Genomic DNA, 23,230 nt, shown 5'->3' with positions numbered 1-23,230 from the left:
GACTTACAGCGGCCGGGAGCTGCTGTCGGCGGGCGGAATAATGACGTTGGACTGCTGGCCGGGCACGGTGCCTGGGTTGGGGTCTGGCTGCGGCTGCAGGGGCTGGTCGGGGTAGGTGGTAACGCCGGTGCGGGGCGTAATGGGCGGCCGCTCAGCAGCGCGTTGCTGCTCCAGCTGGTTGTCGTAGAGGCGCGCTTTCAGCTCGTTGATTTTGCGGTCGGAAGCAGCCATTTCGCGGCGCAACAAGGTGCTGTCGAGGTTTTCGGTGAGCAGGTGCAGGCCCAACAGCGCCACAGCCGCCGCCAATAAGGTGTAGTAGAGGCTTTCGGCCGAACCGGCCATACCCACAAAGCTGGTCTGTACCGAGGGTAGCAGCAGAATCAGCAGTGCCAGCACCAGAAAAAGCATGACCAGAATGGTAACCAGACGTTTTAGAGCAAGCATAACGGAAAGGGAAAGCAGAGGAAAAAGAGCGGCCTATTCATACGGGTAAAATGAATAGGCGGACTAAATATAGTATTTTACAAATAAGCAACGAGAAATCTATAGTTGAGCTTGAGGACGTTTGAGCGGGCTAAATCGATTCGCTGCCGGCTGCCTGCATGGTATTGAGGCGCTGGTAGAGGCCGCCCGATTTGCGTAGCAGCTGCTCGTGGGTACCGCGCTCCACAATGCGGCCGTGCTGGAGCACAATAATTTCGTCGGCGTGCTGAATGGTGCTCAGGCGATGGGCAATTACGAGGCTGGTGCGGTTTTGCATGAGCCGCGTGAGGGCCTGCTGCACCAGCTGCTCGCTCTCGGTATCGAGGGCCGAAGTGGCTTCGTCGAGAATGAGAATGGGCGGGTTACGCAGAATGGCCCGCGCAATGCTCAAGCGCTGCCGCTGCCCGCCCGACAAGCGCGAGCCCCGGTCGCCAATAACGGTCTGGTAGCCCTCGGGCGTAGCCTCAATAAACTCGTGGGCGTTGGCAATGCGGGCCGCCTCCATCACCTCGGCCTCGGTGGCTTCGGTATTGAAGCGAATGTTGTTGAAAATGGTGTCGTTGAACAGAATGCTCTCCTGCGTGACGATGCCCATCTGGTCGCGCACCGAATGGATGGTGCAGTCGCGCACGTCGAGGCCGTCGATGAGCAGCTGGCCGCCGGTAGGGTCGTAGAAACGGGGCAGCAGGTCGGCCAGTGTGCTTTTGCCGCCGCCGCTGGGGCCTACCAACGCCACCGTTTTGCCCTTTTCAATGCTCAGGTTGATATCGTCGAGCACCGTGGCCTCGCCGTAGCCGAAGCGCAGGTTGCGCAGCTCGATGCGGTGCTGGAAGGGCGGCAGCACCTGCGCGTTGGGCCGGTCGCGAATCAGCGGCTCGGTGTCGATAATGCGCAACACCCGCTCGCCGGCCACCAGCCCGCGCTGAATATTGCCAAACGACGACGACAGCGCCTTAGCCGGCGTGAGCACCTGCGAAAACAGAATCACGTAGCCGATAAACGTTTCGCCATCCAGGTCGGAGCCGCCCCCCAGAATCAGGGAGCCGCCGAAATAAAGCAGTCCGGCCACCACCGAAACGCCCGCAAATTCGGAGAACGGCGAGGCCAGGTCGCGGGTGTTGTCGATGCGGCGCGAGGTGCGGGCGTACAGGTCGTTCTGCTCCTCAAACTTACCCTTGATGTACTGCTGGGCGTTGAACGCCTTGATAACCCGGATGCCGCCCAGCGTTTCATCAATCACCGAGAGCATAGTGCCGAGCGTGCTTTGGCTTTGCTTGGCCTGAGTGCGCAGGCGCTTGGCCACCGTGGCAATAATAGCCCCCGATATGGGCAGCAGCACCAGCGTAAACAGCGTGAGCGGCACCGAAATATGAAACAGCACCACGAAATAGGCCACAATGGTCAGCGGCTCCTTGATAACGGCCGTCATGGTGTTCACCACCGACGTTTCCACCTCCTGCACATCGGAGGTGAAGCGCGACATCAGGTCGCCCTTCCGTTCGCCCCCGAAAAAACCCAGCTGCAGCCCAATCACGCGGTGGTACAGGTCGCGGCGCAGGTTGCGGATGACGCGGGCGCGCACCGTGGCCAGCAGGCGCAGACTCAGATAGCGGAAGACGTTGCTCATCAGCACCGACGCCACCACTACTCCGCACACGAAAGCCAGCGCCCCCAGCTTGCCCTGGCTTTCGAGCACGCCGGCAAAAAAGTACTGAAACGTGTCAGTTACCCAGCTAATAGTGGGCTTGAACGCCGGAAGAGAGGTGGGCGCAACCAACTGCACTTTGTCCGTTTTGTCGAACAGCACCCGCATCATAGGAATGATGAGCGTGAAGTTGCCGATGCTGAAAAAGATAGTCAGCACAGTGAAAAGCAGGTACTGAGGCAGAAAAGCGGCCCAGGGTCGGGCGTACTGCAGAATGCGGAGGTAGGTTTTCATGGGCAGCCGCAAAGGTAGGGCATAGCGCGGGCCGATGGATTTGTTGACTGCAAAGCGCGTCAGGTGCCTTAATCGACCCCGAAAATGCCCACTATCTCAATGCGGCCCACTAGCTGGCGGTTGAACTCGGCCAGCTCCTCGGCTGGTACCCAAAGCTCGTCGTGCTCGCGGCCCCCCACGTTTTGCACCGGAAACTGGGCGGCATAGTCGGCATCAAGGGCGAAGCGCAGCACGTAGCCTACGCCGTAGTAAGGAACATTCCAGTCGCGGGCAATCTGGGTGGCGTACTGCTCGTTGAGCACCGGGTAAAAAAACGGCTGCTCCGGCAGCCGCGGTGGAAACGCCAGCCAGTCGGCAGCGGCAATTAAATCCAGCTCCGCCTGGTTTACGGGCCGGTAGAGCAGCAGGGTGGCCGGGTCGTGGCGCATGGTGGGGCGAATGCGTGGCGGTGGTAAAATAAGAACGTCATGCTGAGCTTGCCGAAGCATCTCTACCGCAATAGTATATGATTACTGCTACGGTAGAGATGCTTCGGCAAGCTCAGCATGACGTTCTTTCCCTAATACCTGACTTAAAACTCGTGCAGGCGCTGGGCAATATTCCAGCGCAGGGCCACCGAGGCCAGGGCCCCGTTGCCAGCCGTGTAGTAAGTAGGCACGGGCGCGTTGCCCGAGAAGGTGCGGTTGCGGTAAACGAGCTTGGCGTCGAGGAACAGGTTGTGGGCGGCCTGGTAGGAGGCTGTCAGGTCGGTGTGCAGCAGGTAGGACGTGATGCCGCTGCCGACGTTGAAGCCGAACTCGCCGGGGCGGGTGGTGTAGGGCAGCAGCACGTTGGAGCCGAAGTTCTGGCCCACCGGGTCGAGGCCCTGCTTCACCAAAAAGCCCTTGCCCACTACGTGCAGGCGGGGCAGGGGCTGGTAGCTGGCAATGCCGATCAGCTCCCAGAGGTTGGCACCCATGGGGTGGGCCAGCGGCTGGGCAGCGTGCTGGTAGGCCCTAAACTTGTCCTCGTGCTGGTAAGTAAAGGGCCGGATGAAGTTGAACTCACCCTGCAGATCGAAGTTTTTGATGCCCGCCACGTTGATGTACTTAGCCCCTAGCTGCGCGGCTTGCTTGTTGGCCCACCAGCCGTTGCCGGAACGGATTTGGCTCAGCACGAACTCATCCAGCACCAGTTGGCCATAGACCTGCACCCGCTGCTTGATGTTCCACTTGAAGTCGAGGCCCAGCAGGGCGTTGTCCTCGGAGCCCGCACTTTGCTCTACCGCCCGGTAGAAGATAATCGGGTTGAGGTACTGCAGCTCCAGGCCCCGGCGCGCCTGGCGGTTCTGCGGGTCGCCGGGCGTAGCCGGGTCGTTGTCGTTGTCTATGTAGTCGGTTACCGTTTTGTAGCCGCTGTACATCACGCTCTCGAATACGCCTACGTTCAGGTTGGGTCTGATGTCGAGGCTCAGGTGGTGAAAGGCCAGGTACTTGCGTTGATAGTCCCGATCGAGGGCGGGGTTGTCAGCTACCAGCTGGGCGAACAGGTTCTGATACTTGAACTTCCACACCCGAGTCTGGACCTTCAGAAACAGGTAGGGCGCGGAGTAATCCGACAGAATGAGGCTGCGGTAGCCGTTGCCGATCTGGTTGCGGTCGTGGCCCAGCTGCAGGCTCACATGGCGGCCGGCAGCGTAAGTGAGGTAGCCCCGGGCCGAGAGGAAATCGTACTGCCCGGGAGTGGTTTTGAATGGCTTCCAGAAGCCTTCGTGGGCCACGGTACTGTCGCGCGCCGTGCGCTGCTGCACGTACAGGGGCACGGCCATCTGGTTGTCAGCCAGGAAGGTGTAGAAGCCCAGGCGCTGATCCACAGTGCCTTCTACCTGCACGCCGCGGGTATTGAGGAAGGAGTAGCTCTTGGCCCCGTCGTTGTTGCCCAGGCTCAGGCCCGCCACCGGATTCACGCGCAACGAGAAGTCGGGCGTTTCCACGCTGTAAAAATCGGACTGCCGCTCATACAAAACCCCGAGATAGGGTTTGGAGCGGGCGTTTGTCTCCGAATCGAGCCGGGTGTCGTGCCAGTTGTCGCGCAGGAAGTAGCGCGCATTAAAGCGGTCCTGCACCGAGAGGCCGGCGCTGGAATCGGCCAGCATGCGCTCAGCCAGCCGGGCCACGGCCGCGCGGGTGTAAGGCCTTACCGACGTATGAATATCGCCCACCGAATCGGAGCCCTGCAGGATGGCGTACCGGTCGATGAGCCGGTAGATATCATTGTCGAGCGGCACGTAGGTGGTGCCCATTGTGGTTTTAGCCACCGGCTCATTTACAGCGGGCTTAGGCGGCTGGTCGTAAATGAGCCAGTTGCCCTGGCCGTCGGCGGGGCGGGTGGTGGGCGTGTCCTGGGCCGCCACCGGGGCGGCCAGCAGCGCCAGCAACGGCAGCAGCAGGTAGGTGTTTTTCATAAGCGAAAGCCCGCGACGCCGGAGCTGGTTGGCGGGGCAGCAAAACTACGGAGTTTCAGTGGGGGAAAGATTGGCAGGCTGCGTAAACTATCAGTTGCTCATTGCGCACCGCCTACCTTTGCCCCATGCCCCCGTTTTGCCTGCTGCGCTTCCCGGAACTCGACCTGCCTGCCTGGGACGCCTGCGTTGCCGGAGCGCAGCAGCAGGTGCCGTACGCGCATAGCTGGTGGCTACGGGCCACGGCCGGCCGCTGGGATGCGCTGGTGCAAATCGAGCCCGAAACCGGCCGTTACCTCAGCGTCTGGCCGCTGCCGGCCAAGTGGCGGCCGGGCGGCCGGCAGGTATACCAGCCGCCCTTTACCCAGCAGCTGGGCTTGCTTTCTGAGCTGGAAAACGCCCCGGCTATCGGCCCCGGGCTGGCGCGGCTGGCTTCGCACTACGCCCGCTTCTATACTCAGCTCAACGAAGCGAACAGCCTAGCAGGCATAACCGAACAGTTTCAGGTGGAAGTCCGGCAAACCTACCAGCTCGACCTTAGCCCCGCCTACGAAACCCTGCGGACTGGTTACTGCTCCGATTACCGCCGCCGCCTGCTCCGCCACGAGGCAGCCGTTGCCTCGCTGGCCGTAACCGCACTGCCCGATACCGCGCCGCTGCTGGCCCTGTTTCAGCAAACCAAGGGCCCGGCCGCCGGCCTGCGCCCGCGCCACTACGCCCGTCTGCGCCGGCTGCTGGCCGAACTGCACCGCCGGCAGCTGCTCGAAGCCCGGGCCGTGTGCCAGCCCGAAACCGGCGCGCTGCTGGCCGGGGCCCTGTTCGTGCGCTACCGCAGCCGCCTGATCTACCTGTTTGCGGCGGCTTCCGATGAAGGCAAAAAAGCTGCCGCGCCGCTGTTGCTGCTCAACGACGCCATCCGTCGCCACGCCGGTACACCGGGGCTGATACTCGATTTTGAAGGCGGCATGCTACCCGCCATTGCCCGTTTTTTCGCCAACTTCGGGGCCTCGCCCGTCCCGTACGCGTCCTTATCGTTCACCTCCCAACGCCCCTGGTACCTGCAATGGATGCCCTAACGCCTAACTCTGCCGATTCGACTGCCGCCGCCCACGCCAACGCGCGTGTGCGGATTCTGTGCGCCCAGCCCTCCATTGCCAACCACTTTCTGGCCGAGCTGCGCGACGTCGATGTGCAGAAAGACTCGCTCCGCTTCCGCCGCAACCTGCAGCGGCTGGGCGAAATCATGGCCTACAACATCAGCGCCGGCCTCGATTTCACTACCAAAACTGTGCGCACGCCGCTGGGCAAATCGAGCAGCATGCACCTGGCCGATTTCCCGGTGCTGGCCACCGTACTGCGGGCCGGCCTGCCGTTTCACCAGGGCTTTCTCAACTATTTCGACCAGTCGCCCTCAGCGTTTGTAGCCGCTTACCGCATCGAGGGCACGGCCCAGGTGCAGGTGCAGGTTGATTACCTCTCGGCCCCCAGCCTCGACGGCCGGGTGCTGATTCTGGTAGACCCCATGCTGGCCTCGGGCAAGAGCCTGGTGCAGACTTACCGGGCCATGTTGCGCTTCGGCACGCCCCGGCAGGTGTACATTGCGGCCGTCATCGCCTCGCCCCAGGGCGTCGAATACGTGACGCGCGAAGTGCCCGAAGCTACCCTCTGGCTCGCCGCCCTCGACGACGACCTCAACGAAAACGCCTATATCGTACCCGGCCTCGGCGACGCCGGCGACCTGTCGTATGGCAGCAAACTCTAAGCTAGTATTGAGTAATTGGTACTGAGTAGTTAGTAAAACGTCATTCAGAGCGCAGCGAAGAATCTCGCGCGTCAAATGTAATCCATTCGTTATAGTTGGTATAGCAACGTCAGCATGCGAGATTCTTCGCTGCGCTCTGAATGACGTTTTACTAACTACTCAGTACCAATTACTCAATACTTCCCGTGTTTCCTGCCCTGCTGAAATACGCCGCCGTTTTTGCTTTCGGCATGTTCAAGTTCGCTGGCGCGCCCATCACGGGTGTGGCAGCGGGCCTGCCGGTAGCCGTTACCTGGGCCCTCACGGTGGCCGGTATGATGACGACTGTAGTGCTGATTTCGGGTGTAGGCAAAACCTGGGCGTTGCACCTGCGGCGGCGGCGCATCGAGAGGGGTAAGCCCCTTTTCAGTCGCCGCACCCGCACCATCGTGCGCATCTACCGCCGCTTCGGCATGACGGGCATTGCTTTCCTGACCCCGATCCTGTTCAGCCCCATCGGGGGCACCGTCATTGCCACCCAGCTGCACGTGCCGCGCTGGCGCATTTTGCTGCATATGGCCTGGAGCGCCGCCTTCTGGAGCTTCGCCCTCACCCTGCTGGTCGTGCGCTTCAGCCACCTGTCTATATTTCAATAAAGGCTTGGAGAAATGAGGGGAAGGGTATAGAGGAATGTCCCTCAGTTTCCAAGTCCCTAAACTACTCCGCTACCGCCGCTTGCGCTTGTTTTCGGCGCGGGCCATAGCCGCTTTGGCCCCTTTAGCGGCGGGCGAAGAGCCGCGGCCCTTACCAGGGTTGGTCTTGTTGCCCTTCTGGCTACGGGCGGGTCGGGCCTCGTATTCGCGGCCGGTGCGCTTGTCGATGGTGACGCCGGGCTTCAGCCACTCCTGCCGCTCATGGAACGCACCCTGAAACGTGGGGTCTTCGCGTTTGCGCCGGTCGTCCTTTTCACGGTCCATTTCCTGCTGCTCCTCGAATGAGGTGGCCACTACTTTCACCTCGGCCGGGAGCGGCAGTAGCGGAATTGGTTGCCGGATCAGCTCTTCGATGCGCTGCATGTGGTGCATTTCGGCCTCGTTGGCAAACGTAATGGCCGCGCCGGTGTGCCGGGCCCGGCCCGTGCGCCCGATACGGTGCACGTAATCGTCGTAAATCAGTGGCACATCGAAGTTGATAACGTGGCTGACTTCGGGCACATCGATGCCGCGGGCCGCTACGTCGGTGGCCACCAAAAACCGCACCTTGCCGGCTTTAAAGTCCTCCATGGCGTTGATGCGCGTGTTCTGGCCCTTGTTGCCATGAATGGCCCGCACCTCTCCGTGGCCCTTGCGCGCCAGAAAGCTGGCCACGTTTTCGGCATTAGCCTTCGAGCGGGTGAAAATCATCACCCGGTGGAAGGTGTCCCAGTCGAGAAACAGGTATTCGAGCAGGTTGATTTTGGTGATGAGGTTGGGCACCTCGTACAGGCTCTGGGTCACGTTCTGGGCCGAGGTAGCGGCCGGCGTTACCTCCACCCGCACCGGAAACTCCAGGAACTCCTCGCTCAGCGTGGTCACCTTATCGGGCATGGTGGCCGAAAACAGCACGTTCTGGCGCTTGCGCGGAATAACTTCCAGAATTCGCCGGATTTGAGGCATAAAGCCCATATCCATCATTTTATCGGCCTCATCCATCACCAGCGTTTTCAGTTCCTTGAGCACCAGTGCGCCCTTCAGGTACAGCTCCATCAGGCGGCCGGGCGTGGCAATCAGAATGTCGACGCCCTGGGCAATGGTTTCGATCTGGGTTTTAGGCCCCAGGCCACCATAGATGGCGAAAATGCGCAGGTCGGTGTGGGTGGCCAGCTTCTGCAGGTGCTTTTCCAGCTGCATGGCCAACTCGCGGGTAGGGGCCAGCACCAGCGCCCGCGGGTGGGTACCCTGGGCGTATTTTACCTTCATGAGCAGCGGCAAACCAAAGGCAGCCGTTTTGCCGGTGCCCGTCTGGGCAATGCCCAGCACGTCGTGGCCGGCCAGCAGCAGCGGAATGGTTTGCACCTGCACGGGCGTGGGCTCGGTGAAACCCGCCTCGGCCACGGCCGTCAGCAGCTGCTTGTTGAGCTTGAAATCGGCAAAGGCAACGGGCGCGGGCGAATCGGACATGGTACGGGTTGTAAGCTGCAAAGGTACGGGTTTGAGGCCCGCCAGCTTCGTTGCCGCTGGCGGTGCCCAGATCAAAGGAGGGCAGGCCTCGCAAAAAAAGTGCGCGAAATCTTTGGCAATCCGCCGCAGTACGCTACTTTTGTGGCATCAATACCCAACACGGTAGATATAGCTCAGCTGGTTAGAGCGTCGGATTGTGATTCCGAAGGTCGTGGGTTCGAGCCCCATTATTTACCCTCTCTATAAAAAGGCCTCTCCGCTCTGGTAGAGGCCTTTTTTCTTTGCTGCCATTGGGCTGCCGGGGCGGGCTACGGCCGTTTCCGTGCACGATTCCGGCCCGTTGGCTGTTGGCCTGCCAGTGTATCTTCACCTATGAACCCTTTTTTCTCTTCTGCTTTATGAGTCTGGTAATTATCGGCACGGTGGCCTTCGACGCCCTGGAAACTCCCTTTGGCAAAACCGACAAAATCGTGGGCGGCGCGGCCACCTATATCGGCCTGTCGGCCTCGTATTCGGTAAAGCCGGTGAAAATTGTGGCCGTAGTGGGCGACGACTTCCCGCAGTCGGACATTCTGCTGCTCCAGGAGCACGGTGTCGATACCGAAGGTCTGCAGATAAAGGAAGGCGAAAAGTCGTTTTTCTGGTCGGGCAAGTACTCCAACGACCTGAACTCGCGCGAGACCCTCGTAACCGAGCTTAACGTGCTGGCCGATTTTGACCCCGTGCTGCCTGATTCGTACCAGGATTGCAAGTACCTCATGCTGGGCAATCTCTCGCCCCAGGTCCAGCGCCTCGTTATCCAGCGCCTCGTCAACCGCCCCAAGCTCATCGTGATGGATACGATGAACTTCTGGATGGATATTGCGCTGGATGAGTTGAAGGAAACCATTGAGATGGTCGACGTGCTCAGCATCAACGACGAGGAGGCCCGCCAGCTGTCGGGTGAGCACTCGTTGGTGAAAGCCGCCAACGTAATTATGGCCATGGGTCCGAAATACCTCATCATCAAGAAGGGGGAGCACGGCGCGCTGCTGTTCCACCGGAAGGGCAACACTAACCATGTGTTTTATGCCCCGGCGCTGCCGCTGGAGGAAGTATTCGATCCAACCGGTGCCGGCGACACCTTCGCGGGCGGCTTCATCGGCCACCTGGCGGCCACCGACGATATCAGCTTCGAGAACATGAAGCGGGCTGTGGTGCATGGCTCGGCCATGGCCTCGTTCTGTGTCGAGAAGTTCGGTACCGAGCGCCTGCTTAACCTGAGCCAGGAGGAAATTGAGGCCCGTGAGCAGCTCTTCGCCGACCTCGTAGCCGTGCAGCCCGCTGTGGTCGTAGCGCAGGGCTAACAATTATTGCTGCATTTCAAATGGAAAGCGTCGTGGTGGCCTGTTGGCCGGCACGACGCTTTTTTATGGCCCGAATGTTCGAGCCGGAGCATACAACCTTTCGGAGCATGATGGGGTAAATAAGGGGGCAGCGCATGCGAAAGCGTCCGAAATGCACTTGGGCTGGCTGAAATCAGCCCTGTCGCTTCTGCATCTTACCCATGCGCCGCAAAACAGAAAAACCTTCTTTCCACTCGTAAAATCCTAAAGTCATGAGCAAGGACACGCAGTATAAAGAGAACCCCGAGGTACCGAATCTGCAAAACCCCGACGGCAGCGGTGAAAACACGCACCCCGCCAATACCGATAGCAACAACTCGGTGGTGCAGAACCCTAGCCGCAACTCGGTAACCCAGGACGGCAACCCCACCAAAGGCAACACGGCCGGCGGCAACCTCAACGATACCACGCAGGCGCCCTACAACAAGCCGCGTAGCAACCCTCAAAATAACAAGCCTGCCTCCGTTGATGGCAACGCCAAAGCCGGCAATGGCAGCGACAACAGTCAAGATAACTAGCGTTTAAACCGTTAGCGAAGAGTTACCAGCTGTTCGCTTTTATTTAGGAGTCTCAATTCCTCCTTACTAAAAAAGGGAGCCATACTCAGCCGAGTGTGGCTCCCTTTCGTTTTTCAGCTAACAGCTTAAGGAAGAACCTGGAGCCGGACTACCCGCGTATCTACGTCGCCTTTGTCGAAGAAATCCTGCTCGAAAAGGATGGTGCGGTTGTCGAGCCAGCGGGGCTGGGTGCAGCCCCATTCGGTTCGCCGCTCCCAGAGCAGGCGCGGAGCTGCTTCGTCGAGGCTCCAGAGCTGCAGGCCGCTGGGCTCGAAACGAGCCAGCACGTCGGAGTTGCCGCATACGAAATGACGACCGTCGGGCGCAATAACGGGGGCGGCCATCAGTTGCGTGCGGCGACCGGTACGCTGGTCGATGAGCATGAAGTAGCCGCCCTCGTACAGGTGCACTGACAGCAGCCACTGCCGGATTTCGGGCAGCGCAGCTACATACTCATATGCAATGTAGCGCTCATCATCTACGGGCTTGTTGGTTAGCCGTAGCTCGGCGGCTTTGCCGGGGCGCAGGTGCAGGGTGCGGCCGGCGCGCACTACTTTTGGACCGGCCTTGGTGAGCCGCTGCCGCTCCTCGGCCGTGAAATCCAGAAACGACTCCTCTTCCTCGGCCGAAGCGGGCTTGGCCACCACCCAGGCAGGGCTATGCAGCTGCGCATACACCGGGCGCGACGCCGGATGAATGCGCAGCACCCGCCCCGATACTTGTACCAGTGTATCGAGCCGCTCTAGCCGATAGATACGGGGTGGTGTAGGGGCCGGGGCCAGTTGTGCCAGCAGCGGAACGTTTGGGCGGGCTTTCTCCGCCGGCTGCATCCGCAACGAACAGGCCGGCAACGCCAGTGCCAGGGGCAAGGCAGCGGCGGCAGTACGAAACCGGAACATGACGGGCAGGGTCGAGGTGATTCGGAAGACGCGGCGTTGTCGGGCAGATAGGAAGCGGAAGGACAGAAACAAGCTACTAAGTGCCTAAAAGCCGGCGGCGGGGGCAGGGTGAGGCGGAGCCACACAGACGAAACTGAATTTTACCAGCCAGGCAGAATCCGTTTTGCAAAGATACCAAAACCGCCCGCTCGTTACGCATGGTACGGCCGGAAATCATGGGGATAACCCCAACATTCTCAACACCTGCCCAGCTTTGTTTCTGCCGTAAGGCAAACTGCCGGCCGGGCAGGCGTCTTAAAGCCGCCTGCATCTCGGTAAGCTATGCTGCAACCTGGGTTACGCAAGAGCCAGCCCGTAACTCTCAGGAGTTGGTTGAGAGCTGGAAATCCTGTTTTAGCCACTGCCTGAAGCTGGCCTGCTGCTCGGGCGTAGCCGTCGTCAGCTTCTCTACCGTAAACTTCTGCCAGAAGCGGTGAGCCGGGTCGGCCTGCAATTCTACCGTTAGCAGCCGGTGCTGGCGGAATACCGTCAGTTCGTGGCGGTCGGCGCCGTCGGCTAGCAGCGTATGCAGGTTCTGGGCCACGCGGCGGCCATTTACGGCCACTATTTCATCATCCACGGTCAGGGCAAGGGCGGCGGGGGCATCGGGCAGGATGCTGGTTACCTCGGTGCGACCCTCGCGCAACACGGCCCGGAAGCCGTAGATGCCCTCAGCGGCCGAAACGTTTTCCTCTATCAGTAGCCGGCAGCCCACAAAGCCCAGCACCCGGTTCAGCGGCTCTTCGAGCGGGGCCGTGCCATAGATGAACTTATCGAAATAGGCCTGCATGCTGCGCCCGGCCACCTCGTTTACCACGCGCTGGTAGTCGGCCTCGGTATACCCCGTGCCGGTCTGGCCGAACTCGGTCCAGAGTTGGCGCATCACGTCGTCGAGGCTCTTCTGGTGGCCCGAAAGCTGGCGCAGGGTTAAATCGAGCAGCAACGCCGCCAGCGCGCCCTTGTGGTACACCGACACCTTGCGGTCGGGTATGCCGGGCTTGTAGCCGTCGAGCCAGAGGTCCATGCTGGCATCGGCCACCGAAAGGTGGTAGCGGCCGTAATCGTCGTAGTGCTTGCGCAACACCCCATTCAGTTCCTGGAAATACTGCGCGGCCGAAAACACGCCGGCCCGGGCCAGCAGGTAGTCGCCATAATAGGTAGTGAGGCCCTCGGCCACGAAGCAGGTGCGGAAGTAGTTTTCGCGGCTGAAATCGTAGGGCTGTAGCTCCACAGGCCGGATGCTCTTGATGTTCCAGACATGAAACAGCTCGTGGCTGCTCACGCCCAGCAGCTCCTTATACAGCCCGTCGCTCATCAGCAACTCGCCCGGTCCCAGCGTAATTACCGTCGAGTTGAGGTGCTCCACGCCGTGGTAGTGGGGGTAGGGCAGAATCTCGTTCAGGAAGTGAAAGTCCTGCGCTGGAAAGCCCCCAAACAGCTGCAGTTGCTCTTCACTGAAGGCCCGGAAGTCGCGCACCAGCCGCGCCCAATCAATGGGGCACTCGCCCTGCACCCAGATATAGAACGGGACGCCCTGCACCTCGTAGTTGCGGTACTGCAGCGTGGGGCTGGCAATCAGGGGCGAGTCGGCGAGGTGGTCGAAGCTCTGGGCCTCCAGCAGCCGGGGGCCGCGCTGGGGCAGCCCGCAGGCAATCTGCCAGTCCTCCGGAATGTCGAGCAGCAGCTGGCAGGTTTCGTTCTGCCGGCCCTCGATGTACATGAACGCCTGCACGGGGTTGAGGTAGAGCTGGCTTTCATCAAGCCAGGAGCCACCGGCGTCCATCTGGTGGGCATAGAAATTGTAGCGCACCCGCACCATGCGGCCCGCCGCGCCGCTCAGTTGCCACCGGTCCTTGGTAATCTTGCGGGCCTCCAATGCCTCCCCCGACGCGGCATCTTCCAGCACCACATGCTGCAGCTTCTGGGCGAAGTTCTGCAGCTCGTAGCGCCCCGGCCGCCACGCCGGCAACTGCAGCTCCAGCGGTTCGGTGGCCGCGGCGGGCACCTCAAATGTCATCTGAATCTGGAGGTAAGCGGTAAGCGGGTTATCGAAGGAAACGTGGTAGTGTAGCATGGATATCAGTTTTGGGAGGGTAACGAAGGTACGGGCAGCTGGTTGTTTGAACTGGTAGGGGCGGGGCTTGCCCCCGCCCGCCGTTGGCGTCGTTGCATGGTTGTCGGGACACAGTGCGGACGGCGGGCAGGGCCACGGCCCGCCGCTACAGGGTTCGGCAACTAAGTTGCTAGCAGGTTTTGTGCCCGGCAACTTGTCTTTTTAAAATCAGTGCGCTACCTTTGCCCGCCCTAGTTGTAACTGAGTCAATCACCAATACCATGAAACGTACTTTTCAGCCCTCGCAGCGCAAGCGCCGCAACAAGCACGGGTTCCGCTCGCGCATGGAAACCGTTAACGGCCGCAATGTAATTGCTCGCCGCCGGGCCAAAGGCCGCAAGCGCCTGACCGTATCCGACGAAGGCCGTCATAAGCGGTAGCCTTTTAGCTGTTAGCCTTTGGCTGATAGCGACTAGCTTTTTATTGCCGCGCTTCCGTAGTTTTCGAGGCGCTGGGCTGTAGTGCGAAGCTTCCGCTTCGCGTTTCGCTGAACGATTACCCGCAATAGGGCACTCGACAACGAAACGCGAAGCGGAAGCTTCGCGCTACAGGGCTATGGCATTCGGCCCGAATTCTAAAACCAACTGCCCGTGAGCGAGCCAACAGCCAGAAATTACTCGTTTCCGAAAGAAGAACATCTGTGCCGCAAAAAGCTTATCGATGAGCTTTTCGGCCGGGGTTCTTCTTTTGGTTTATACCCTTTGCGGCTGGTGTGGCTGGCCGCGCCCGAGCCCACCGCCGCACCGCCGCAGGTGCTGGTGAGCGTGAGCAAGCGCAACTTCAAGCGGGCTGTCGACCGCAATTACCTCAAGCGGCTGATGCGCGAGGCCTGGCGCCTCAATAAATACCGGCTCGTGGAAGCCGAAGGTGGCCATCGGGTGGCCCAACTGGCCATTATTTATACCGGCAAGGAAAAAAAGCCCTTGGCGCTGCTCGAAAAAAAGCTAAATTCAGGGCTGGAGCGTTTACTGACAGATGCCGGTGCAACTCCCGGCGTCGGCAGCGGTTCCTAATGTAACCGACGCGCATCGCAGCAGGCCAACCGGAACGTTCCGGCAGTGCCGCACCGTTGTGTTGTTATTCAGTTCCTTCTATGCGCAAAAAGTCTATTCTGGCGGCCACTTTCCTGGGTGGAGCCGCCCTGCTCGTATCCTTCCGGCCGGCCGATAACGAGCGGTACTTCGAAATTGCCAAGAACCTCGATATTTTCGCCACCCTTTTCAAGGAGGTGAATACCTACTACGTAGACGAGGTGCCGCCGGCCAAGCTGGTGAAAACGGGCATCGACGCCATGCTTAAGTCGCTCGACCCCTACACCAACTACATTGCCGAGGACGACATTGAGGACTTCCGCACGATGACGACCGGGCAGTACGGCGGCATTGGGGCGGTAGTGAGCAAGCGCAACGGCAAAACCGTGGTGCAGGCTGCCTACGAAGGGTATCCGGCCCAGAAAGCCGGCCTGCTGCCCGGCGACGAAATCCTGAACATCAACGGGGTATTGGTCGAGAAGAAGTCGAATGCCGATGTGAGCAAGTTGCTGAAAGGCCAGGCCAACTCGGTGGTGAAGCTGCTCGTGACCCGCTTCGGCCAGGAGGCTCCGGTAGAAATTAACATCACCCGCGACAAAATCCAGGTAGACAATGTGCCCTACTACGGCATGCTGACACCTGAAATCGGCTACTTCCAGCTCAGCGGTTTCACGGTGGATGCGGGCAAGGAAGTGCGGCTGGCCGTTACTAAGCTCAAGGAGCAGGGGGCCAAAAAGCTGATTTTCGACATCCGTGACAATCCCGGCGGTCTGCTCAACGAGGCCGTCAACATCTCCAACCTGTTCGTGGACAAGGGCCGCGACATTGTGAGCACCAAGGGCAAGGTGGCCGACTGGAACAAGACGTATAAGGCCCTCGATGTGCCGCTGGACACTCAGATTCCGATGGTCGTCATCACGAGCAACCGCTCGGCTTCGGCCTCAGAAATCGTGTCGGGCGTGCTGCAGGACTACGACCGGGCCGTGCTGGTGGGTGAGCGCACGTTTGGTAAGGGCCTCGTGCAGGCCACCCGGCCGCTGAGCTACAACTCGCAGCTGAAGGTAACAACCGCCAAATACTACATCCCGAGCGGGCGCTGCATCCAGGAAATCGACTACACGCACCGCGCCGAGGGCGGTACGCTGGGCAAAGTGCCCGACTCGTTGCGCACGGCCTTTAAAACCCAGGCCGGCCGCGCCGTGTACGACGGTGGCGGCGTGGCCCCCGATGTGGCCGTGCAGGAGCGCGAAATTGCCGATATCACCCGGGTGCTGCTCCAGAAAAGCTACCTTTTCGACTATGCCACCCGCTACCGGGCCCAGCACCCCAGCATAGCAGCGGCCCGGCAGTTCAAGCTCACCGATGCCGATTATCAGCAGTTTGTCGATTACCTCAAAGGCAAGGACGTCAGCTACGAAACAGAAACCGAGAAGACCCTGACCAGCCTCACCAAGAAGCTCAAGGCCGAAAAGCACTACGACGACGTGAAAACCGAACTGGAAGCCACCCGCCGCAAAGTCACGACCAATAAAGCCAACGACCTGACACGCTTCAAGCCCGAAATCCGGGAGCTGCTGGAGCAGGAAATCGTGTCGCGCTACTATTTCCAGAAGGGCAGCATCGAGGCCAGCTTCGACGACGACCCCAACATTCTGCTGGCCCTAAGTGTGCTCAACGACCAGCCCCGCTATACCGCTTTGCTGCGCCCCGGCACCACGGAGGCCAAAACTCGCCCCGAAGCCAAGCGCAGTACCAGCAGCGGTGGCGCCGGGAAGTAAGTAGATCAGATATGATATAACAGAAAAGCAGCCTAAATTTGGGCTGCTTTTCTGTTATACAAAGCATATACTTTATGGTCCTGCGAGCCAAGCACTGGCAAGTATTCTTACTGCTACTAGCGCCTCATTTCCTGTCATGGTACACCAGAGACACTATTACCGATAGTTTGTTAGGTTATTTGTGTGCCTTGTCGCTAGTGGCTTGGTTGGTGCTGCAATCAAACCAATTACTGGCTTTGCGACCCATGCACGATGGGTATAGCAGTACGTGGCTGCTGGTAGACAGCTTTCTGGTATTGGGTGCCTGGGGCTATAGCGTTATCAGTGAAGACCCGGACTTCCACATCTCCACAACAAGCTGGCATGTTGAAGGAGTTAGCGGGTGGTTCTTTTTTTACGTGGTATTTGCGTATCTGCACGTGCACTGGTTTCCGGCCTCGCTGCTGCATGCTGTTGAAACTGGCCATCGGCCCGATGCTCTGAAGACTGTTCAGTGGTTTCTGCTGTATTTCTTCTGGCCAGTGGGCGTCTGGTTTATCCAACCTCGCCTGAACAAGCTATTGGAAAAGGCTGAATTGGACAAGCAGGCAACCGATGAGCCGATACCGGAACCCATGGCGTAGTCGCGCTTGTGCTTGGTGAATTGGGGAGATGATATACATCCTTCCAGCCCAGGCGGTTCCCATAGTCCACACGCTCGCCCAAGGCAACTACCTCCACGCCGGGCACCAGCTACCGGCTGCGCCCGTACCTTTGCGCCATGTCCTCGTTGCTGCTGTCTTTAGAAACCTCGTCGCCCATCTGCTCGGTGGCCCTGCACCACCTCGAAACGGGCCGGTTGTTAGGCCAGACCGAGCTCCGGCTCGACAAGTCGCATTCCTCGCACCTGAGCGTGCTGATGGAGCAGCTGTTAGCTAACACGCTGCACTCGCTGGCCGATGTGGCCGCCGTAGCCGTGTCCGATGGACCCGGTTCCTATACGGGTTTGCGCATCGGGGCCGCCGCCGCCAAGGGCTTGTGCTACGCGCTCGATGTGCCGCTGCTGGCCGTGGGCACGCTGCCCGCGCTGGCCCGGCAGGTAGCGGGCCGCACCGCCCGCCCCGAACAGTATCAGTATTGCCCGATGCTCGATGCCCGCCGCATGGAGGTGTACGCCGCCCTCTACCGCGCCGATGGCGCCGAAGTGCTGCCGCCCGCGCCGCTGCTGCTCGACGAAACCACGCTAACCGAACAAATGGCCGCCCAGCCGGTGTTATTCTTTGGCAGCGGGGCCGCCAAGTTCCAGCCGCTGATGACCGGGCAGCCTAACGCCTTTTTCCTGGCTGGCATCGAGCCTTCGGCCGTGGCCGTGGGCGAGCTGGCCCTGGAGGCCTACCAGCGCCAGGAATTCCGCGACGTAGCCTACTACGAGCCGTTTTACCTGAAGGAAGTGTACACAACCACATCCAAAAAGTAGCTTCCTCTTTACCCTGACCAGCTAACTATCATGGACGAATTCATCAACCGCGTCGCGCAAAGCGCCCTCGTCACGCTCAACCTCGAAGAGTTTATTCACCCCGGCGAGCGGGTGGTGTACGACATCAAGGACAACCTCTTCCAGGGCCTGATGCTGCGCGAAAAGGACTTCCGCGCCTTTGTGAAAGACCACGACTGGAGCCAGTACGACGGCCAGAACGTGGCCATCATCTGCTCCGTGGATGCCATTGTGCCCACCTGGGCCTACATGGTGCTGGCCGGCAAGCTCCAGGGCCACGCCCACCACTACGTGTTCGGCGACCTGGCCGCGCTGGAGCAGGACCTGTTCCACGAAGCCATTGCCGGCATCGACGCCGAGCAGTACCGCGACGCCAAGCTGGTGATTAAAGGCTGCGGCGAGAAGCCCGTGCCCACCTACGCCTACGTGGCCATCATGCAGAAACTGCTGCCCGTTGCCAGCAGCATCATGTACGGCGAGCCGTGCAGTACTGTGCCGCTTTACAAGCGTCCCAAAGTAGCTTCAGTTTAGTCGAGGCTTTAGACGCCTGGTCTGCTAAGTATGAATACTATAGGAAAAGCCCCCGAAGCGCAGGTTTCGGGGGCTTTCTCGTTGATTTCATACTGATTACAAGACGCGAATGGTTCCCCATTCAAATCTGGAGGGCGGTTTCAGGAAACGGGGCGCAGGCTGAGTGCGGGCCAAACATGCATAATTCCGCATCTTTGACCTGCCAATTACTCTTTCATGAGCCAACCGATTGCCCCCGCTTACAAAATCAGTGTCCTGACCGGCATTTCCATCGTGGTGGCCAATATGGTGGGCACTGGCGTTTTCACCAGTCTCGGTTTTCAGGTAATCGATATTCAGAGCGGGTTTGCCCTGCTGATGCTCTGGGCGGTAGGCGGCGTTATTGCCCTGTGCGGGGCGCTGAGCTACGGCGAGCTGGCCGCTGCCATGCCCCGCTCAGGCGGCGAGTACCACTACCTGTCGAAGATTTACCACCCGGCGCTGGGGTTTTTGTCGGGCTGGGTATCGGCCACGGTAGGCTTCGCGGCGCCCACGGCCGCCGCCGCGCTGGCCCTGGAGCAATACGCCGCCAGCGTGTGGCCCGGCCTGCCGCCCAAGCTGCTGGCGGTGAGCGTGGTGCTGTTGCTGACGCTGGTGCATGGCATCAGCAGCCGGGCCGGCAGCCGCCTACAGGTGGCGGTAACCGCTATTAAGGTGGTGGTGCTGGTGGGCTTTATTGGCGTCGGGCTGCTGGTGGCCACGCCCCAGCCGCTGGCCTTCGCGCCCCAGGGCCCGGCCGATTGGCGCGTGTTGCTGAGCCCGGCCTTCGCCGTGTCGCTCATCTTCGTGTCGTACGCCTACTCGGGCTGGAACGCGGCCGTGTACCTGACCGGCGAAATCGACCAGCCCCAGCGCAACCTGCCCCGGATTCTGCTAACCGGCACCGCGCTGGTGCTGGTGCTGTATGTAGCCCTGAACTTCATTTTCCTGTATTCCACGCCCATCAGCGCCTTAAAAGGGCAGGTAGAAGTGGGCTTCGTAGCGGCCACCAGCCTGTTCGGGCCGGGCGGCGGGCGGCTCATGGGCGGGCTGATTGCGGCCTTGCTCGTATCCACCATCAGTTCCATGATTTTCGCCGGCCCCCGCATTGTGCAAGTGATGGGCGAGGATTTGCCGGCGCTGCGGTTCCTGGCGAAGCGCAGTGCGGCGGGTGTGCCGGTGCGGGCGCTGCTGTTTCAGCTGGCCCTCACGCTGCTGTTCGTGCTGGAGTCGTCATTTGCGCAGGTGGTGGTGTACGCCGGATTTATCCTGACGCTGTTCACCTTCCTGACGGTGCTGGGCCTGTTTGTGCTGCGGGTGCGACAGCCCGAGTTGGTTCGGCCCTATCGCGCTTGGGGCTACCCGCTCACGCCGCTGCTGTTTCTGCTGCTCAACGGCTGGACACTCTGGTACATCGCCCGCGACAAACCCACCGAAACTCTCTACGGCCTCGCTACTCTGGTGGCCGGCTTGCTGGTGTATGGCCTCAGCCGGCTGCGGAAAAACTAACAACTTCTCAACCCCTCTATAGAATAATGCGCTTTTCAATAGCTCAACGCCTGCTGCCAACCCTGCTGCTGCTGGCGGCCTGCAACGAACCTGCTACCACCACAACCGAACAGCCCGTTACGCCTTCAACCGCCGCGCCCGACACGGCTGTAGCCGTGGCGTCGGCCAAGCCTGCCGCGCCCGATACGGCGGCTATCCACAATGTGGCCGCCTACTTGGCTGGCCTGCCTGTAAGCCAAGGCAGCAACCTGCAAAAGCTGCAAGCCCAACCCGCCTGGCAGGCGTATGCCATCGATGCCAACAAAAGCTGGACCCAGTACCACGCCTCGCGCACAGCCAAAATAGAAGCCTGGGCCGCCACCGAGCTGGATTCGGTGCGCGCCGCCAGTCCCACCATTTTCTATCCCTTCAGTGGCCCCGACCTGCTAAATGTGACTACCATGTTCCCCGGCAGCCAGACCTACGTGCTGCTGGGCCTCGAACCCGTGGGCACGGTGCCCGGCCGCGCCAACCTCGAAAACAGCAAGCTTTTCCCGGCTCTCAAAGAGTCGTTGTGGTCGGTATTGAACTTCAGCTTCTTCCGTACCAACTCAATGGCCGTCAACCTGAAATCGGTGGAACTGGATGGAGCCTTGCCGCTGATGTTACTCTTCGCCGCCCGCACCAACCACCAGGTAGAGGCTGTGCGCTACGTGCAACTCCTGCCCGACGGCCAGCTCGCCGAGGCCGATTCGGCCCTTATTCGCAAGCCCGGCCCGAAAGTAGTGCCCGGCGTCGAGCTGAAGCTGCGCTCCGCCAGTGGCCAGTCTAAAACGGTGCAATACTTCTCGGCCGATATCAGCGACTGGAAATTGGGTCAGACCCAGGAGGCAGCCCTCAAATATGTGCGCACCCTGGGCCCGCTGACTACCTACGTGAAGTCGGCCACCTACCTGATGCACAAAACTTACTTCAGCAAAGTGCGCAACCTGGTGCTGGAACGCAGCAACTACGTGCTGCAGGACGATTCGGGTATTGCCATGAAGTACTTCCAGCCCGCCGATTGGCAGCTGACCTACTATGGCACCTACAAGCGACCCATCAACCTGTTTGCCAAGCAGTACCAGCCCGAGCTGACAGCCGCGTATACCGATAAGGCGAATCCGCCCCGCCCGCTGCCTTTCGGTACCGGCTACAACTGGCGCGAAAACGACTCCAACCTGTTGTTAGCCCGCCGCGCCAGCCCCGTAGCTGAGTAGGAGGGAGGCTGCTCCAAAACCGCCGCGCCGGGTTCCAGCAGGAGCCCGGCGCTTTTTTGTGGAATCGGTCAGCAACTGGAGCCCCGTCTTTGGAAACGTAGTACCACTGGCGCTGGCCGTTTGCCGGGGCGCTCCTTATATAAAGGCTCGCTAAGCTGGTAGAGTTAATCGCGTGCTTATAGGAAGGGTTAGTTAGGGAGGCAAAGTTTTTGCCGACCTTTAGGTATATGATGCGTCCTCTTGCCCTGCTTGCCTGCGGCTTTTTTTCAACCCTGCTGACTTCTTTTGGCCCGGTAGCCGAGTCAAAAGTGCCACTCCAGAGCAGCCCCGACAGCCCCCTGCTCGACAGCCTGCTGCGCGCCGATGCCCGCCTGCTGCCCGTTGTGGAGCGCGCCGGGGAATACGAGTTGCAGATTATCTACACCCAGATCAACCGCGACGCCCGGCAGCGTCCTACTTTTGTCGAGCATACGTATCGGCTCGATGCCAGCCAGTACTTCAACCCAGCCAGCCTCGTGAAGCTGCCTACCGTGGCCTTGGCCCTCGAAAAGCTCAACCGCCTACACCAGCCCGGCCTTTCGCGCCGCTCGCCCATGCGTACCGGCACCGCCTTCCGCTGCCAAACGCCTGCCCCCTACGTGCAATCAGCCGATTCCGACCGCGTCAATACCGTCGGTAACTATGCCAAGCGCATGCTGCTCGTCAGTGATAACCAAGCCTACAACCGCTTATACGAGTTCCTAGGTCAGCGCCCGCTCAATGAGCGCGTGGCCGAGTTGGGCTACCCCGAAACCCGCATCGTGCGCCGCTTTGCCCCCTGCGACACCGCTGCCAACCGCTACACCAACCCCATCGAGTTCCGTAACCCAGCCACTGGTCAGATTAGCTACCAACAGCCCGCTGCCGTAAACTCCCGGCCGTTTAATTTCCCGTTGGGCCGCGTCAGCAAGGGCCGCGCCCATCAGGCTGGCGGCCGCATCGTACCTAGCCCCTACGATTTCACCACGGCCAATTACCTGCCGTTGCAATCAATAACCGATATGCTCCGGGCACTGCACTTTCCCGAGGCCGTACCTGCCAGTCAGCGTTTTCAGCTCAACCCCGATGATTACAGCTTCCTGCTCTACTATCTGCACCATACGCCCCACGGCTCCGGTTACTCACTCTACCAGCCCGCCCGCTATTTCGACGCCTACAAAAAGTACCTCTACTATGGTCGCCAACCTGGCTTAGCCGCTGAGCCCGGCCTGCGCATCTATAATATAGTAGGCATGTCGCACGGCTACTTATCCGATGTAGCCTACTTTGCTGATTCCACCAATCAAACGGAATTTATGCTTAGCGCCGTGCTCTACGTGAATAAGAATGGTGTTATAAATGATGGGACCTACGAATACGAAACGGTAGGTCTACCTTTCCTCGCCGCATTAGGCCAGCAAATCCGCCGCTACGAAGCCACCCGAAAGAGGCCTATTGCCTACATACCGGCTGAATTCTCTCGGTCAGAAACTATCCGCTGAAGTTTCTTGTAAAAAGAAAGTAGCTGATTCTGTGAGTAGAAGCGGCCTTATACGGCTATTTTACTCGTTGGGGTTGCGTAACCCGGCACAAAGCCCCACTTTTGCATCCCCAACCGGAACGCGGTCGGGCCGGCGGCTTCCTCGGAAACGGCCCGTAAAAAAAAAGTTGCCCTGCAGGGTTGCAGAAGTCGGCAAGGTTTTACTACCTTTGCACCCCGCTTCAACCGGAAGCACTTGCACCCCGGCGTAACGAGTTGTCTGAAAAGGCGGCGCACACTAGCAGGAAGGCCGAAAAGAGAAAAACTTTTTCTTGCTTGGGTCTTGCAGAAAGCGAAAAGGATTAGTTACCTTTGCAGCCCGCTTCAACCGGAAGGGG

Annotated in this window: 21 protein-coding genes and 1 tRNA gene; 15 read left to right on the top strand and 7 right to left on the bottom strand. The window is 60.1% G+C overall.

The window, feature by feature from the left end; translation table 11 throughout:
* Window positions 1-3 precede the first annotated feature (3 nt).
* The 4 genes from J7E24_RS08605 to J7E24_RS08590 form a co-directional block, all read right to left on the bottom strand.
* Window positions 4-444 (bottom strand): hypothetical protein, encoded by a 441-nt coding sequence (locus J7E24_RS08605; protein WP_215137175.1) that lies wholly within the window; start codon window positions 442-444, stop codon window positions 4-6.
* Between the two features lie 130 nt (window positions 445-574).
* On the bottom strand, window positions 575-2,422 hold the full coding sequence (locus J7E24_RS08600; protein ID WP_215137173.1) for an ABC transporter ATP-binding protein: 1,848 nt from the start codon (window positions 2,420-2,422) through the stop codon (window positions 575-577).
* 68 nt (window positions 2,423-2,490) lie between these two features.
* Window positions 2,491-2,850, bottom strand: coding sequence for a hypothetical protein (locus J7E24_RS08595; protein WP_215137171.1), 360 nt, complete (start codon window positions 2,848-2,850; stop codon window positions 2,491-2,493).
* 143 nt (window positions 2,851-2,993) lie between these two features.
* Window positions 2,994-4,865 carry a hypothetical protein gene (locus tag J7E24_RS08590; RefSeq protein WP_215137169.1) on the bottom strand — a complete coding sequence of 624 codons (1,872 nt, stop codon included), beginning with the start codon at window positions 4,863-4,865 and terminating at the stop codon, window positions 2,994-2,996.
* A 125-nt stretch (window positions 4,866-4,990) separates the two neighbouring features.
* Here J7E24_RS08590 and J7E24_RS08585 point away from each other — a divergent pair, with 125 nt between their 5' ends.
* From J7E24_RS08585 to J7E24_RS08575, 3 genes are all read left to right on the top strand, one after another.
* A complete protein-coding gene (locus J7E24_RS08585) occupies window positions 4,991-5,938 on the top strand; it encodes a GNAT family N-acetyltransferase (RefSeq protein ID WP_215137167.1) in 948 nt (315 codons plus the stop codon).
* Complete coding sequence (upp, locus tag J7E24_RS08580; RefSeq protein ID WP_215137165.1) at window positions 5,926-6,624, top strand: uracil phosphoribosyltransferase; 699 nt, start codon at window positions 5,926-5,928, stop codon at window positions 6,622-6,624. The genes J7E24_RS08585 and upp overlap by 13 nt, the downstream gene beginning before the upstream one ends.
* Before the next feature lie 185 nt (window positions 6,625-6,809).
* A complete protein-coding gene (locus tag J7E24_RS08575; RefSeq protein ID WP_215137163.1) occupies window positions 6,810-7,259 on the top strand; it encodes a hypothetical protein in 450 nt (149 codons plus the stop codon).
* Between the two features lie 69 nt (window positions 7,260-7,328).
* On the opposite strand, the gene J7E24_RS08570 is transcribed toward J7E24_RS08575, so the two are convergent.
* Window positions 7,329-8,762 (bottom strand): DEAD/DEAH box helicase, encoded by a 1,434-nt coding sequence (locus J7E24_RS08570; RefSeq protein WP_215137161.1) that lies wholly within the window; start codon window positions 8,760-8,762, stop codon window positions 7,329-7,331.
* 162 nt (window positions 8,763-8,924) lie between these two features.
* On the opposite strand from J7E24_RS08570, the gene J7E24_RS08565 reads away from it, so the two are divergent.
* The 3 genes from J7E24_RS08565 to J7E24_RS08555 all read left to right on the top strand — a co-directional run bounded on the left by J7E24_RS08565 (window position 8,925) and on the right by J7E24_RS08555 (window position 10,665).
* A tRNA-His gene (locus J7E24_RS08565) sits at window positions 8,925-8,998 on the top strand.
* Between the two features lie 162 nt (window positions 8,999-9,160).
* A complete protein-coding gene (locus J7E24_RS08560; RefSeq protein WP_215137159.1) occupies window positions 9,161-10,108 on the top strand; it encodes a PfkB family carbohydrate kinase in 948 nt (315 codons plus the stop codon).
* A gap of 251 nt (window positions 10,109-10,359) precedes the next feature.
* The gene (locus tag J7E24_RS08555) at window positions 10,360-10,665 is read left to right on the top strand and encodes a hypothetical protein (protein ID WP_215137158.1); all 306 of its coding nucleotides are present in this window, start codon (window positions 10,360-10,362) and stop codon (window positions 10,663-10,665) included.
* A 125-nt stretch (window positions 10,666-10,790) separates the two neighbouring features.
* Here J7E24_RS08555 and J7E24_RS08550 read toward each other — a convergent pair whose 3' ends face one another.
* Together J7E24_RS08550 and J7E24_RS08545 are read right to left on the bottom strand one after the other, a co-directional pair.
* A complete protein-coding gene (locus J7E24_RS08550; protein WP_215137156.1) occupies window positions 10,791-11,603 on the bottom strand; it encodes a hypothetical protein in 813 nt (270 codons plus the stop codon).
* Between the two features lie 361 nt (window positions 11,604-11,964).
* Window positions 11,965-13,716 carry a M61 family metallopeptidase gene (locus J7E24_RS08545; RefSeq protein ID WP_215137154.1) on the bottom strand — a complete coding sequence of 584 codons (1,752 nt, stop codon included), beginning with the start codon at window positions 13,714-13,716 and terminating at the stop codon, window positions 11,965-11,967.
* Window positions 13,717-13,976: 260 nt separating this feature from the next.
* On the opposite strand from J7E24_RS08545, the gene rpmH reads away from it, so the two are divergent.
* The 9 genes from rpmH (at window position 13,977) to J7E24_RS08500 (ending at window position 22,854) form a co-directional block, all read left to right on the top strand.
* Entirely contained in the window at window positions 13,977-14,135 is a 159-nt protein-coding gene (rpmH, locus tag J7E24_RS08540) for a 50S ribosomal protein L34 (protein ID WP_092743544.1), read from the top strand.
* A 210-nt stretch (window positions 14,136-14,345) separates the two neighbouring features.
* Complete coding sequence (locus J7E24_RS08535) at window positions 14,346-14,768, top strand: ribonuclease P protein component (RefSeq protein WP_215137151.1); 423 nt, start codon at window positions 14,346-14,348, stop codon at window positions 14,766-14,768.
* An 80-nt stretch (window positions 14,769-14,848) separates the two neighbouring features.
* Entirely contained in the window at window positions 14,849-16,564 is a 1,716-nt protein-coding gene (locus J7E24_RS08530; protein ID WP_215137149.1) for a S41 family peptidase, read from the top strand.
* A 74-nt stretch (window positions 16,565-16,638) separates the two neighbouring features.
* Window positions 16,639-17,187 (top strand): hypothetical protein, encoded by a 549-nt coding sequence (locus tag J7E24_RS08525; RefSeq protein WP_215137148.1) that lies wholly within the window; start codon window positions 16,639-16,641, stop codon window positions 17,185-17,187.
* 137 nt (window positions 17,188-17,324) lie between these two features.
* A complete protein-coding gene (gene tsaB, locus J7E24_RS08520; RefSeq protein WP_215137146.1) occupies window positions 17,325-18,020 on the top strand; it encodes a tRNA (adenosine(37)-N6)-threonylcarbamoyltransferase complex dimerization subunit type 1 TsaB in 696 nt (231 codons plus the stop codon).
* Window positions 18,021-18,050: 30 nt separating this feature from the next.
* Window positions 18,051-18,569: a DUF2480 family protein gene (locus J7E24_RS08515; protein ID WP_215137144.1), complete on the top strand. Its 519-nt coding sequence runs from the start codon at window positions 18,051-18,053 to the stop codon at window positions 18,567-18,569.
* Between the two features lie 216 nt (window positions 18,570-18,785).
* The gene (locus tag J7E24_RS08510) at window positions 18,786-20,096 is read left to right on the top strand and encodes an APC family permease (protein WP_215137142.1); all 1,311 of its coding nucleotides are present in this window, start codon (window positions 18,786-18,788) and stop codon (window positions 20,094-20,096) included.
* Window positions 20,097-20,122: 26 nt separating this feature from the next.
* Window positions 20,123-21,334: a hypothetical protein gene (locus J7E24_RS08505; RefSeq protein ID WP_215137140.1), complete on the top strand. Its 1,212-nt coding sequence runs from the start codon at window positions 20,123-20,125 to the stop codon at window positions 21,332-21,334.
* Window positions 21,335-21,561: 227 nt separating this feature from the next.
* Window positions 21,562-22,854, top strand: a complete 1,293-nt coding sequence (locus J7E24_RS08500; protein WP_215137139.1) for a serine hydrolase — start codon at window positions 21,562-21,564, stop codon at window positions 22,852-22,854.
* Window positions 22,855-23,230 lie beyond the last annotated feature (376 nt).

It is taken from the genome of Hymenobacter sp. ISL-91, assembly GCF_018613725.1.
Taxonomy (GTDB): Bacteria; Bacteroidota; Bacteroidia; order Cytophagales; family Hymenobacteraceae; genus Hymenobacter.
The sequence above is the reverse complement of the archived record's forward strand: the minus strand, read 5'-3'. Positions and strand labels throughout refer to the sequence as shown.